Here is a 12515-nt window from a genome sequence, read left to right as displayed (position 1 = left end):
TGTAGCTTGTGTAAATCATGCCAGCTACTCTAGTTGAAGTTGCTGTCTGTATTTTATAGGCAGCAGCTTTTTTTAATGCGGTTGCCCATGATAACTCTTAATATTTCTGGCTGCTCGTAACAGTCCTACATGTATTTCATTACTTCCGGTCCTGCGATGCTTCCAACAATAAACTTGTAAATTACTCATGAAATGCAAAGGAACGCTTCGTATTTCAAGTATTTACCAAACGAAAAATTTATCTCTGTATAACTTTTTATAAGAATTTAGCTTGTTTTTTTTGTATGTAATATTGCATATAAGAGTGTATTGATAAAAGTGTAAGGGGTCACTATAATGAGGGCATAAAGATAAATCACATTTTCGTAGCAATAAAAAAGGAGGGAATAATATGGAAATCGCAATGGCAGTTTTGAAATTTGTAGGTGGCGTAATCCCGTTAATTCAAGAACTTTTGAAAGCATTTATGTAGGTTTATTAGTTAGCTATCATTTATCAATCATTATCATATCTTACTAAAAAAAGAACGGGGTGATTTTTCTGAATATTAAGAAAAACACTAAAAGAAGAAAGTTCCTTGCGTGTTTATTAGTTAGTCTATGCACTATTAATTATTCATCTATTTCCTTCGCAGAAACACAAGTAGGTAATGCAACTGATGTAACCAAAAATGCTAGTGGCATTGATACTGGTATAGCAAATCTTAAATATAATAATCAAGAGGTTTTAGCTGTAAATGGTGATAAGGTAGAGAGTTTTGTTCCGAAAGAAAGTATCAATTCAAATGGTAAATTTGTAGTAGTGGAACGCGAGAAAAAATCACTTACAACTTCACCAGTCGATATTTCGATTATTGATTCTGTGGTGAATCGTACGTATCCAGGAGCGGTACAACTTGCAAATAAAGCTTTTGCAGACAATCAACCGAGTTTATTAGTGGCTAAGAGAAAGCCTTTAAATATTAGTATAGACTTACCTGGCATGAGAAAAGAAAATACAATTACTGTCCAGAATCCGACATATGGTAATGTGGCTGGAGCAGTAGATGATTTAGTATCTACTTGGAATGAAAAGTATTCTAAAACACATACGTTACCTGCAAGAATGCAGTATACAGAATCAATGGTTTATAGTAAATCACAAATCGCAAGTGCCCTTAACGTTAACGCCAAATATCTTGATAACAGTCTAAACATTGATTTTAATGCGGTTGCAAATGGAGAGAAAAAAGTGATGGTAGCGGCATATAAGCAAATATTTTATACCGTAAGTGCTGAACTACCTAACAATCCATCCGATCTTTTTGATAATAGTGTTACTTTTGGTGAGTTAACTCGTAAAGGTGTAAGTAATTCGGCCCCACCTGTTATGGTCTCAAATGTAGCTTATGGTAGAACTGTTTATGTAAAATTAGAAACAACATCTAAGAGCAAAGATGTACAAGCTGCTTTTAAAGCCTTACTTAAGAATAACAGCGTCGAAACGAATGGACAGTACAAAGATATTTTTGAAGAAAGTACTTTTACTGCTGTAGTATTAGGCGGAGATGCGAAAGAGCATAACAAGGTTGTTACTAAAGATTTCAATGAAATCCGAAATATCATTAAAGATAATGCTGAATTAAGTCTTAAAAATCCAGCATACCCAATTTCATATACAAGTACTTTTTTAAAAGATAATGCAACTGCTGCTGTTCATAACAATACAGATTATATCGAGACGACAACTACAGAATATTCAAGTGCTAAAATGACACTGGATCATTACGGTGCTTACGTTGCGCAATTTGATGTATCTTGGGATGAATTCACATTTGATCAAAATGGTAAAGAAGTACTAACACATAAAACATGGGATGGTAGCGGCAAAGACAAAACGGCTCATTACTCTACAGTTATCCCTCTTCCACCAAATTCAAAAAATATAAAAATCGTAGCAAGAGAATGTACTGGTCTTGCATGGGAATGGTGGAGAACAATTATTAATGAACAAAATGTTCCATTAACAAATGAAATAAAAGTTTCAATTGGAGGAACAACATTATACCCAACTGCTAGTATTAGTCATTAGGTATAAAAAGGCGCCCTGTAAGCAGGGCGCTTTTTTACTTAGTCACAAATTTTACTCTTTCCAAAACTGTTCCAATAGAATGACAAGCATGGTACCCACAAGTAATCCATTACTTAAAACATATTGTAAGGAAGAAGGAATGCCGCTAAATGCACTTTCTGGAAGAAACATTATTCCCAAACTGATTAATAATGAAATTCCTAATATAGTTAATCGGCGTTGATTTAATTCTTCACGTAAAATGGATTGAAATGAAATGCCTATTACTTGGACAAATGTTGCTAAAAGTGCGGCATTAGCAATAGGACCTGGTAGCAAGGATATAAAGTTTACAATTGAAGGAATAAAAGAAATTCCTGCTAATATAAGACTTGCTATAAGGAACGACTTCACTTTTCTTTGTCCTGTTAGTTGAATAAATCCTGCTGATGCAGGTAATGGTACAATTCCAATTGTAGAAAACAACGACGAGATAATATGCGATATACCTCCGGCCCACACGCCGCGGTTCAGTATTTGCTTTTCATTTTCTTTAGATAACGGAGCCACTTGTTTTACAGCCGAAATAGCAGCGATTGTATTTGCAACTAAAAGAAATGTAAATAAAGTTGCAGTTAGAGCCATTCCAATATCTAATCTAGGTGTGCCCCAAGAAAATAGCTCTGGTAACTTAACTAACGGTGTGTGTGAAGGCATATGAGATGATTTTCCTAATACAGCATACAAAAGCCAACCACATGAAATTCCAAGTAACACAGCGTAACTTTTCATCCATCCGTTCCCTTTAATTGATAAGAAAGTAATAAGGGCAAAAACAAAGAGCGCAATAGCAGCCGTTGTATAATCAGGATGAGTTACAGCTCCTTGTAATCCCATCATTCCTTTTAGTAACACACCACTAAGCTGAAGAGATAATATTAAAAGAAAAGTTCCTGTAACCAAGGGTGTAAATAAACGTAGAATTCGATGAACAAGCCCTGTTATACCAAGGACGAAGAGTAATATACCTGCAATAATTAATCCGCCTTCTAAAAGTTGTAATACATCCTTTGCACTTTGTCCCTGATGCATAGCGACTTGTCCCAATATGACAAATATACTTACCCATGAACCGGCTGGCCCATCCGCTATGGGATAGCGATGCCCAAACCATGCTTGTATAAATGAACTTACTCCTACAACTAAAAAAGTTCGTTGCATTAATGTTGAGATATCTTCTATTGATAAATGGAATATGCCACCAATAATGATAGGCAATGCAATTGCATTTGCTAATAAAAACACAAACCACTGTAGAATACTAAAGCTCGTATCGACGTATTTTTTATTCATATTATTCTCCCTTGTATAAAAAGAATCTCATAGTAAAAATCCATCCTTTCTACACAGCTAGATTAAAAAGGATGGATTTTGTAAATCTATAAAATTACTTTAATCATATAGATAGATTTTTAATTAATTACCATGTACGGAACGGTAAGAATTTCCCGTTAAGTGTAATCACGATACGAGGGTCGCCACCTTTTGGATCTTCTTGTGTGTCCACACCTAGATTGAAGTTAATTGCACTCATTACACCTTCGCCAGCTTTTTCTAGAATTAATTCTCTAAGAGTTGGTGCGTATTGTAACATCATTTCATATAATCGATATAAGATTGGGTCAGTAGGAGGCATTTGCATTACTTGACCTCTAAGTGGAACTACTGTTAATGCTTGAACTACTTCTTCATCTAATTCTAATAGTTTACCGATTTTTTCTGCTTCTGGACGTGTCATTGTAGCTTGTCCTAATAACGCTGTTACAACCCAAGTCTCAGAGTTTTCACTTACTTTTGAAATTTCTTCCCATGTTAAACCTTTTGCAATTTTTGCTTCCATAATTTTTTGCGTAGCTTCTTGTCTATTCATATTTAATAACTTCCCTTCATTTAAGTAATAATTAATGTTTCATACCATTTAATGCTTTATATCCATCAACTATTAAATCTAATTTACCTGTGTGAGGATCAATAACTAAACCATGTACAGGAACATCTTTTGGAATAAGTGGATGATTTCTTACTAAATCAACATTAGCTTGAGTTGAACCGTTGACATCATCGAATCCAAATAACCATTTTTCAAGGTCAACACCAGCATATTCAATCGCTGATAAAATTTCTGGTGAAGCTACTCCACGATCTAATATTTTTTGAAGTGTTCCTTTTGGATTAGTTTGGCTCGCACCACATCTTTGGTGTCCGATAAGGAAGATTTCATCTGCATTTAGATCATATACTGATGCGACAACACTTTGCATAACACTATCGAAAGCAGAAGCAATTTTACCACCTGCATTTCTGATAACTTTTGCATCACCATCGTGTATATCTAAAGCTTTTGGAAGTAGCTCAATTAAACGAGCGTCCATGCAAGAAACAACAACCATACGTTTTTTAGGCATTTTTGTCGCTTCACGAGGAGCGTATTCTTTATTTTCTACAAATTGTTCATTGAACGATAAAATCTCTTGTAATAACATATTTGTAACCTCCTTTAAATCTAGATGTATTTTTTTGTTGCGTCCTCTGTGTTATAAGTAAATATAACTGATAAACAATGTGATGTAAGAGGATAAACTAAGTATAGTGAATTGTATCGACAAGCAGAATAAGTTGGCGAAACACTTTCTGGCTTTCTACTTTCACGATGAAAGGATTGGTTTATATCATTGATCAAACAGATTTTGAGATACTGAAATTATTAGGAGAAAACTCAAGAATACAATGGAAAGAACTTGGTCAAAAAATACATATGACGGGGCAGGCTGTAGGAAATCGAATTCGAAGATTAGAGGATTTAGGGATTATTGAGCAATACACAATCGCAATAAACCGAATCAAATTAGGACAAGTAGTGACTGCATTTGTTACTTTATTCGTAACAACAGCTAATCATCAAGAGTTTATGAATTTCTTTCAAAAAGAAGAAGGGATTTCTGAAGTAGACCGTATAAGTGGTGAGGGATGTTATTTATTAAAAACACATTTTGCTTCTAATGAAGAATTGGATAACTTTCTGGGGCGACTATTAAAGTATGGGAATTATCGTGTTAACTTATCAATAGGAAAGTTAAAATAAGATTTCTTTTTTTGAGGGTTATAGTAACCTTATTTGCTAAACCTTATTTGTATAGAGATAATAAAATTTTCATCTTAAATAGTCGGAGCCTTACTACAATTTATGTGTAGTAAGGCTTTTTAAAGCTGTTAAAAAAATGAGAGATATTATATTCAACAATCGTGCTGAATTGTTGAGGGGGATATAAGACAATTTTTTTCAAGGGAATCATAAATGATTTTTCTTTAAAAAAATCCTGTAGCTCAGTACAGGATTTTGAATTAAAATTTATTAAAAACTAAATTGTGGTTTCATATCACCTTTATAAGGCTCATGTTCAACGAATATAGTTATGTCTTTACCCGCTTGGTCTTTACCAGTTCTTTTATACGTAAATTTCTTATTATTCAGTTCAGTAAGTTCAAGAGCCGCACCATATTTATTATTTCCAATTGATACATGAGCTCTTATTTTATTTTCGTGTACAACATCGAAGTAGCCATAATCACCGCGGCTTTGACCTGTTTCGCTATTGAAGAACTCGTATTTATTAGACTTGTCATCAAATTTTGCTAGACTTATAAAATTCGAATTAAACTGCGTTACATCATTACCGGCTTCATCTAATACCTTTGTTCCATGCCAAAGGGTTCCGCCTAAAATTTTATCTCCATCCACGTTTTTAACGATATCACCTGTAGTAGAGTTTAGCTGCTTATCCGGATCCGTGAAAGAAAGCTCTTTTTCTTTATATGGAACATGTTCAACGAAAACTTCTACATCTTTACCGTTAGCATCTTTCCCCATTCTTTTATAGGTAAATACATTTTTATTTAGCTTTGTCATGTCAACAACAGCTTGATACTTCATTGATTCTGAAATTAATATTCTTTTCTTCCCATCATTTGTGACAAAGAAAGTTCCTTTATCGCCACGGCTTGCACCAGTCTTAGCATCAAAAAATTCATATCTTCCTGACTTCGCATCATATTTTGCAAGACCAATGAAGTTTACATTTTTTTTCGTTAAGTCATTTTTATCTTTGTCATACACTCTTGTACCTTGCCAATTTGTCTCGCTAAGAATATTAGCCATTTTTTGCCCTTTAGTTAACTTATTTTCCTTTTTAGTATCTTTCGCAGCTTGTTCTTGTTTTTGTTTACTATGATTTTCTTCAGCTTTCGTGCCAGCGCAACCTGTTAATGCTAATGTGAATCCTAGCAGTATGGATGATAGTACTTTTGTTTTTTTATTCATTTTTATCGTCTCCTTATTGTATGATTTTAGTTAGTACGGTTTGCGATTATAGTAGTAGTTCATCCTTCTGAATCTTTGTTATATGAAAAGATTCAGGTTGAATCAATGAACTTAGTTGCTACGTTTATTATGTTAATCCCAGAGTATAAACTCCCTCTAAATAAATCATTAAAAAAAGATAAACTAATTCCTAAAAAATTTTCATATTTATAAAAAGGACTTTTATATACGGTGAATGATAATACCCCATTTTGAAAATGCCGTAATCAAAATGGGGTATTATCATTATGATTACAGTGCGATTTTAGATGTGATGCTATACTATGTATAGGGTTTTTATGGATGTATCTTGTGTCGTTTTTTGTCGGTAAGTCGATATATTTCGAAAATCGCTGATATATTTGGAGTTGCGGTCGATATATTTGAAAAATCGCTGATATATTTTGGAGGGGGATAAAGATGATTGTGAAAGAGCGGAAAATGCCCATGCATTTGCTCCAGTTAGAAGCTCTACTTAGAAGATTGCCTATCCATCATCCAAAAAGGAGTATGGTGGCTGAAAATCTAGCAAAATTTATGGCTGGCTATAAAGGAGAGCAGGCAATTGAATATCCGCTTAGTTTTCTACCCGAAGCAGAATATAGTATTTTACATGATATAAGATTATTTGATCAAAAACATTATTTTCAAATTGATACGATTGTAGTTTCTTCATATTTTCTTCTTTTTCTTGAAATAAAAAATATTATTGGTACATTAATTTTTGATGCAAAGTTTAATCAGCTCATTCGAATATCAGATGATGCTTCTGAAGAAGGTTTCCCAGATCCGCTTTTACAACTGAAACGGCAAGAGATGCAGCTGAGAAAATGGCTGAGTCTACATGGTTTACATAATCTTCCGATTGAATCCCTTGTTGTAATTAGTTCACCTCGTACAATTATTAAAACTTCAGATAAAATACTTCTTAGTAAAGTTATCCACAGTGCAAATTTACCTAATAGAATAAAACAAATTAAAAATCAATATAAAGAAAAATCGCTTGGCGATATAAATGGACTTATAGATCAAATTATGAATGAGCATTCTCCACAGCGACAAAATATTCTTGCGCAATATAAAATTAAAAAAGTGGAATTGCTAAAGGGCGTACAGTGTGAGGAATGTTTTACAATGGCAATGTTAAAAGAAAAACAGGGATGGCGTTGCTCAAACTGTAATAGTGTGTCTAAACATGCTCATTTACGTGCTTTACAAGATTACACACTTCTATTTGAAATGATAACTACTAATAGAAAATTGAAGGATTTTCTTAATATGCAATCTAGCTCTGCTGTTAAAAGACTCCTCCAAACAATGAACATCCCCCACACAGGGGAAAACAAAGGACGAATATATGATTTAACTTCTTTCCAATGATAATTTTGCTATAATGAATAAGTACTTACACGAAGGGGAGCTAAAAGAGAAAATGAAGTCATTTAATATCGATCATTATATAGCTAGCGTTTTACAGTGGATATTAAATATAGCGTTAATCATATTATCCATTGTTTTATCAATCTTTTTAATTAACGAGACGATTACTTTTGTTCAATACATATTTTCAGCGAAGAAATACACACCGTATAAGTTAGTTGAAAGCATCATTGTCTACTTCTTATACTTCGAGTTTATCGCATTAATTATTAAGTATTTTAAATCTAATTATCATTTTCCGTTACGGTATTTTATTTATATCGGGATTACGGCTTTAATTCGATTAATTATCGTGTCTCACGATGAACCGATGGAGACGTTGTTATATGCAGGGTCTATTCTCGTTTTAGTCATTTCTTTATACATATCAAATATGAGGGATTTGAGAAAAGAGTAGTGCAGACATAAGTTTGCACTACTTTTTGTGCCTTGACCTTCAAGTTACTTGAAGGTTTACAATGTAATTAGGACGTTTGAAATCGAAAAAAATTGAGAAATTAAGTGAAGAGGTTATTTTACTTGGAGGTTATAGAAATGAGTCAGGAATTAAAGTTACGTCCTTTAGAACGGGAAGATTTAAAGTTCGTGCACGAACTTAATAATAACGCACATATTATGTCTTATTGGTTTGAAGAGCCGTATGAGGCTTTTGTAGAACTACAGGATTTATATGATAAACATATCCACGATCAAAGTGAACGCCGTTTTATCCTGGAGAAAGATAATGAGATGGTTGGATTAGTTGAGTTAGTGGAAATTGATTATATTCATCGAAGAACTGAATTCCAGATTATTATTGATCCGAATTATCAAGGACATGGTTATGCAGCGGAAGCGACGCGTTTAGCGATGGATTACGCTTTTTCTGTATTAAATATGCATAAACTCTATTTAGTTGTTGATAAAGAGAATGAAAAGGCTGTACATGTTTATAAAAAGGTTGGATTTATGGTAGAAGGAGAACTTCTCGACGAGTTTTTCGTTGATGGAAACTACCATAATGCGATAAGAATGTGCATGTTCCAGAAGGAATATTTTAGAGTGAAGAGGCTATAGACAATAATTGTCTATAGTCTTTTTGTTATTTAAGTCAACAACTTTTTATCGTTTTACGATAAAAAGTTGTTGACTTAAAATGTTCCGGGACTTATTATGAGGGTAGCAAAAGGAATGCGGAAAAATTAATTGTGAAATTAAAGGAGAATATATTATGAAAAATAAATTTTTATTAGCTATCGTACTAATATCGTTAGGAGTTACCTGTTTATTAATGCACGGTACAACTAGTAAAGTGGCGGATAATGGGCTTCTTGTAGAACCTTTCTTTTTCCTAGTACCAGTAAGCTACCTATTGTTCTTTAGTGGTATTGGTGTGTTGCTAGTTGGATTTATCACTTCAAAGTTGAAAAAACAGCAATAGATAAATGCTGTTAGTTTAGGAGCGGGTTTTTGTGAAACAAAACGAATTGTCATTATGGTTAAAGTTAATTATCATTCTTTGCGGATGTTTTGGTTTATTGTTCTGCATATATATTGGGCCAGAAACGGGAAGAGCGGTATTGTTAGTTTCAGAAAATTTGAAGGGACTATATAAGCCATTCGTACTGTTCATTTGGATCACAGGAATTCCATTTTTTAGCGCTTTATTTTTAGGGTGGAAAATATGTTCAGATATTGCCTCACACAAAGCCTTTACTGTAAAAAATGCGAATCGATTAAAGAGGATTAGTATTTTATCTATGACTGAAGGTGTTTTATATATCGGAGCATTACTATATATTTTCGCAGCTGGAAATTATCATACGAGCATTTTAGTTATTCTATTACTTATTTTATTCTTCTCAGTCGTTATATCGATTTTTACTTCCTTGCTTTCTCATTTAATTAGAGGAGCAAGTGAAATAAAAGGTGATAACGACTTAACGATTTGAGGTGCTCTGTTATGACGATTGTAGTAAATCTCGATGTAATGTTAGCGAAAAGAAAAATGAGTGTGACAGAGTTATCTGAGAAATTAGGAATTACAACGACGAATGTCTCGATATTAAAAAATGGAAAAGCAAAAGCAATTAAATTCTCAACTTTAGAGAAGATATGTGAAGTTTTAGAGTGTCAGCCAGGTGACATTTTAGAGTATAAAAAGGAGGAATTATGATGAAGAAAAAATACTTATTAGCGTCTAGTCCGATATTTTTAGGAGTGTTATGTATAATTATGTTTAATATAATTGGTTCCGAAGTGAAGCCAGATGGAACTTTAGTAGAACCATTTTTCTTAATGCCATTAGCTTATTTATTTGTTTTTACTGGAATTATTGCGATTTTGTTCGTGGCTGTTTTCTCGATGTTTCGAAAAAAGCAAGCGCGATAAAGTTTAACTTTATTTTCCATTCCATTCCATATGGCGGGACATACTTCTTATGAAAGAAAGCGACTCAATAGAGTCGCTTTTTTATATTCCACCGAGCTTCATTCCAAGGAATGCGAATAGGATACCAATTATGTAAGTAGTACTTAAATATAAAAGGAATGTGTAAATTTTTTTGCGATTGAGAAGCTGAATGGACTCTAATTTAAGTGTCGAAAATGTGGTGAATGCGCCCATAAATCCAGTTCCTAATAATAATTGCCATCCTGTAGAGACTCCGTTGCCAATTATATACCCGAGTAAAAATGCTCCTGTTATATTAATAAGGAATGTAGCAATTGGAAAGGGTGTTTTATTTCTTTTTTTAAACCAATTGCTAATTGCAAATCGTGTAATCGCACCGAAAAACCCTCCAGTTGCCACTAATAAAGCTTCCATCATAAGCGATCACCTTCCGTAAGATGTTTCTTAATTAAGAAATCACCTAGTGTATAGCCAAGACTAGACATAATGAGGCCGCCAAGTATGCTACATGATACATATAAGAAAGCCGTGCTCCATTCAGAATGATTGATTAATTGCACAGTTTCTACACTAAATGTTGAAAACGTCGTAAAGGAACCGATGAATCCAGTCCCGATGCCTGTGATAACCTCTGAAGGTAAGATGTTTAGCCGGGCGATATACGTAGTTAGCCATGCTAATAAGAAGCAGCCGGCTAAGTTAATGAGTAATGTAGCTAATGGAAAAGAATGATGCCAAAATGTATGAATAGTAAGACCTAAATAATAGCGGGAAAGGGCTCCTAATATGCCGGCGATGCCAACGATAATATAAATCAATTTTCTCACCTCTTTAAATAGCTTGCTCAAAAAAATAGACTCCTACCAGTAGTTATACTGGTAGGAGTCATTAGCTAAGCAGCGGTTATGGCGAACTCCATCGCCTATGATTATTACATATAGTGTACTAAACATTGCGTTTAATTTCCAGTGGAGAAGTTGGTGCATTTTGTATTTATATAATAGTTTAAGATAAGGAATCATTACTTATAAACTAAATATAGTGATATAAGGTTTTCAGTGTGATAAAATATTTCGTATGTCTGTCATTTTTTTATTTAACTGAAAATAAAGAAAAGTAAAATCGTATGTTTTAGAAAAGGAGTCGTTTGTTTGAAAAAGTTATTAAAAATAGTACTTATATGTATTTTAGTAGGTGTGGGAGTTGTAGGTGGGTTTTTAGCTTATATGACACTTACAAAAGAACAGCCGGCTGATGTTATAAGCTTGAAGGTGGAAAACAATAAGGAGCGCGTAATTGCGCATGAAAATGAATTTAAAGTTACAACATTTAATATTGGATATGCTGGACTAGATAAGGATCAAGACTTCTTTATGGATGGGGGAAAAGGGTCTGGTTCAAGTAGTAAAGAACAAACGGAAACTAACTTAAAGAATATGCTTTCGTTTTTACAAAATGAGAATAGTGATTTTGCGCTATTACAAGAAGTAGATATAAAATCAATGCGATCATTTGATGTAAATGGGCATGAATTTTTGAAAAAAGGACTGCCTGATTATACTTCTTCGTTCGGAAAGAACTATGATACAAAATGGGTTCCTGTACCAATCACAAGTCCAATGGGATATGCTGAAGCTGGATTAAGTACATTTTCTAAATATACGGTTCAAACAGCGAAGAGATTTCAGCTTCCTGGAATGGAGCCGTGGCCAAAGCGTTTATTTGATTTAGACCGAGCGATTGTTGAACATAAAATTCCTGTTAATAATGGGAAATTTGTTAGACTCGTAAATTTACATTTGTCTGCTTATGATGAAGGCGGAAAAATTAGAAAGCAGCAAGTGGAGTATTTAAAAGAATATATGAACAAGCATTATAAAAATGGTGATTATGTAATAATGGGCGGAGACTGGAATCAATTAATTTCTAACGCTCAGTTAAGTGATCCGAAGTTCGTGAAAGAGCGTCCTGAGTGGTTAGTAGAGTTACCAAAGGACTTTACTGATGGTGGCTTTAAGTGGGCTGTAGATCCGTCTGTTATGACTGTGAGAGATGATGTGAAGAAATATGTGGAAGGTGAAAATTTCGTCACGATTATTGATGGCTTTATCGTTTCACCGAATGTTGAAATTGTAAATGTACAAGGGAAAGATTTGAAGTTTGAAAATAGCGATCATAACCCAGTGAGTGCGGTATTCAAGCTGAAGTAATCGATACG

16 protein-coding genes and 1 riboswitch are annotated in these 12515 nt (G+C 33.7%); of the genes, 10 read left to right on the top strand and 6 right to left on the bottom strand.

Annotated features, from left to right (window positions below; genetic code table 11):
- The first annotated feature begins 531 nt into the window (after positions 1–531).
- Entirely contained in the window at positions 532–2070 is a 1539-nt protein-coding gene (gene alo, locus MKY70_RS26460; RefSeq protein ID WP_002167407.1) for an anthrolysin O/cereolysin O family cholesterol-dependent cytolysin Alo, read from the top strand.
- A gap of 51 nt (positions 2071–2121) precedes the next feature.
- Here alo and MKY70_RS26455 read toward each other — a convergent pair whose 3' ends face one another.
- From MKY70_RS26455 to MKY70_RS26445, 3 genes are all read right to left on the bottom strand, one after another.
- Complete coding sequence (locus tag MKY70_RS26455) at positions 2122–3402, bottom strand: purine/pyrimidine permease (RefSeq protein ID WP_078173409.1); 1281 nt, start codon at positions 3400–3402, stop codon at positions 2122–2124.
- A 127-nt stretch (positions 3403–3529) separates the two neighbouring features.
- Positions 3530–3979, bottom strand: a complete 450-nt coding sequence (gene cynS / locus MKY70_RS26450; protein WP_001081567.1) for a cyanase — start codon at positions 3977–3979, stop codon at positions 3530–3532.
- A 31-nt stretch (positions 3980–4010) separates the two neighbouring features.
- A complete protein-coding gene (locus tag MKY70_RS26445; RefSeq protein ID WP_341026099.1) occupies positions 4011–4592 on the bottom strand; it encodes a beta-class carbonic anhydrase in 582 nt (193 codons plus the stop codon).
- Positions 4593–4759: 167 nt separating this feature from the next.
- Here MKY70_RS26445 and MKY70_RS26440 point away from each other — a divergent pair, with 167 nt between their 5' ends.
- Positions 4760–5191, top strand: coding sequence for an Lrp/AsnC family transcriptional regulator (locus MKY70_RS26440; protein WP_002016035.1), 432 nt, complete (start codon positions 4760–4762; stop codon positions 5189–5191).
- A gap of 270 nt (positions 5192–5461) precedes the next feature.
- Here the strand turns inward: MKY70_RS26440 and MKY70_RS26435 are convergent, their stop codons facing one another.
- A complete protein-coding gene (locus tag MKY70_RS26435; protein ID WP_341026098.1) occupies positions 5462–6427 on the bottom strand; it encodes a DUF4822 domain-containing protein in 966 nt (321 codons plus the stop codon).
- 459 nt (positions 6428–6886) lie between these two features.
- Between MKY70_RS26435 and MKY70_RS26430 the strand changes: the two genes are divergently transcribed.
- The 7 genes from MKY70_RS26430 (at position 6887) to MKY70_RS26400 (ending at position 10276) form a co-directional block, all read left to right on the top strand.
- Positions 6887–7846: a nuclease-related domain-containing protein gene (locus MKY70_RS26430; protein WP_341026096.1), complete on the top strand. Its 960-nt coding sequence runs from the start codon at positions 6887–6889 to the stop codon at positions 7844–7846.
- 52 nt (positions 7847–7898) lie between these two features.
- Positions 7899–8303 carry a phosphate-starvation-inducible protein PsiE gene (gene psiE, locus MKY70_RS26425; protein WP_044439305.1) on the top strand — a complete coding sequence of 135 codons (405 nt, stop codon included), beginning with the start codon at positions 7899–7901 and terminating at the stop codon, positions 8301–8303.
- A 137-nt stretch (positions 8304–8440) separates the two neighbouring features.
- Positions 8441–8962 (top strand): spermidine N1-acetyltransferase, encoded by a 522-nt coding sequence (speG, locus tag MKY70_RS26420; protein ID WP_060749293.1) that lies wholly within the window; start codon positions 8441–8443, stop codon positions 8960–8962.
- Between the two features lie 154 nt (positions 8963–9116).
- Positions 9117–9326 carry a DUF3955 domain-containing protein gene (locus MKY70_RS26415; RefSeq protein WP_002129860.1) on the top strand — a complete coding sequence of 70 codons (210 nt, stop codon included), beginning with the start codon at positions 9117–9119 and terminating at the stop codon, positions 9324–9326.
- 31 nt (positions 9327–9357) lie between these two features.
- Positions 9358–9837: a DUF2975 domain-containing protein gene (locus MKY70_RS26410; RefSeq protein ID WP_341026094.1), complete on the top strand. Its 480-nt coding sequence runs from the start codon at positions 9358–9360 to the stop codon at positions 9835–9837.
- An 11-nt stretch (positions 9838–9848) separates the two neighbouring features.
- Entirely contained in the window at positions 9849–10061 is a 213-nt protein-coding gene (locus MKY70_RS26405; protein WP_341026093.1) for a helix-turn-helix domain-containing protein, read from the top strand.
- A complete protein-coding gene (locus MKY70_RS26400; RefSeq protein ID WP_341026091.1) occupies positions 10061–10276 on the top strand; it encodes a DUF3955 domain-containing protein in 216 nt (71 codons plus the stop codon). Before MKY70_RS26405 ends, MKY70_RS26400 begins: the two co-directional genes overlap by 1 nt.
- Positions 10277–10357: 81 nt before the next feature.
- Here the strand turns inward: MKY70_RS26400 and crcB (MKY70_RS26395) are convergent, their stop codons facing one another.
- Positions 10358–10714: a fluoride efflux transporter CrcB gene (gene crcB / locus MKY70_RS26395; protein ID WP_002167412.1), complete on the bottom strand. Its 357-nt coding sequence runs from the start codon at positions 10712–10714 to the stop codon at positions 10358–10360.
- Positions 10711–11115, bottom strand: a complete 405-nt coding sequence (gene crcB / locus MKY70_RS26390; RefSeq protein WP_341026432.1) for a fluoride efflux transporter CrcB — start codon at positions 11113–11115, stop codon at positions 10711–10713. The genes crcB (MKY70_RS26395) and crcB (MKY70_RS26390) overlap by 4 nt, the downstream gene beginning before the upstream one ends.
- Positions 11116–11169: 54 nt before the next feature.
- Positions 11170–11229: riboswitch (Fluoride riboswitch) on the bottom strand.
- Positions 11230–11448: 219 nt separating this feature from the next.
- On the opposite strand from crcB (MKY70_RS26390), the gene MKY70_RS26385 reads away from it, so the two are divergent.
- Positions 11449–12507: an endonuclease/exonuclease/phosphatase family protein gene (locus MKY70_RS26385; RefSeq protein WP_002167413.1), complete on the top strand. Its 1059-nt coding sequence runs from the start codon at positions 11449–11451 to the stop codon at positions 12505–12507.
- The last annotated feature ends 8 nt before the right edge of the window (positions 12508–12515 follow it).

The organism is Bacillus sp. FSL R9-9492 (assembly GCF_038007365.1).
In the GTDB taxonomy this organism is placed as follows: domain Bacteria; phylum Bacillota; class Bacilli; order Bacillales; family Bacillaceae_G; genus Bacillus_A; species Bacillus_A mycoides.
The sequence above is the reverse complement of the archived record's forward strand: the minus strand, read 5'-3'. Positions and strand labels throughout refer to the sequence as shown.

Coding starts and splice junctions, on each gene's coding strand:
- MKY70_RS26455 (WP_078173409.1), bottom strand. CDS start 3,402: ATGAATAAAAAATACGTCGATACGAGCTTTAGTATTCTACAGTGGTTT.
- cynS (WP_001081567.1), bottom strand. CDS start 3,979: ATGAATAGACAAGAAGCTACGCAAAAAATTATGGAAGCAAAAATTGCA.
- MKY70_RS26445 (WP_341026099.1), bottom strand. CDS start 4,592: ATGTTATTACAAGAGATTTTATCGTTCAATGAACAATTTGTAGAAAAT.
- MKY70_RS26440 (WP_002016035.1), top strand. CDS start 4,760: ATGAAAGGATTGGTTTATATCATTGATCAAACAGATTTTGAGATACTG.
- MKY70_RS26435 (WP_341026098.1), bottom strand. CDS start 6,427: ATGAATAAAAAAACAAAAGTACTATCATCCATACTGCTAGGATTCACA.
- MKY70_RS26430 (WP_341026096.1), top strand. CDS start 6,887: ATGATTGTGAAAGAGCGGAAAATGCCCATGCATTTGCTCCAGTTAGAA.
- psiE (WP_044439305.1), top strand. CDS start 7,899: ATGAAGTCATTTAATATCGATCATTATATAGCTAGCGTTTTACAGTGG.
- speG (WP_060749293.1), top strand. CDS start 8,441: ATGAGTCAGGAATTAAAGTTACGTCCTTTAGAACGGGAAGATTTAAAG.
- MKY70_RS26415 (WP_002129860.1), top strand. CDS start 9,117: ATGAAAAATAAATTTTTATTAGCTATCGTACTAATATCGTTAGGAGTT.
- MKY70_RS26405 (WP_341026093.1), top strand. CDS start 9,849: ATGACGATTGTAGTAAATCTCGATGTAATGTTAGCGAAAAGAAAAATG.
- MKY70_RS26400 (WP_341026091.1), top strand. CDS start 10,061: ATGAAGAAAAAATACTTATTAGCGTCTAGTCCGATATTTTTAGGAGTG.
- crcB (WP_002167412.1), bottom strand. CDS start 10,714: ATGATGGAAGCTTTATTAGTGGCAACTGGAGGGTTTTTCGGTGCGATT.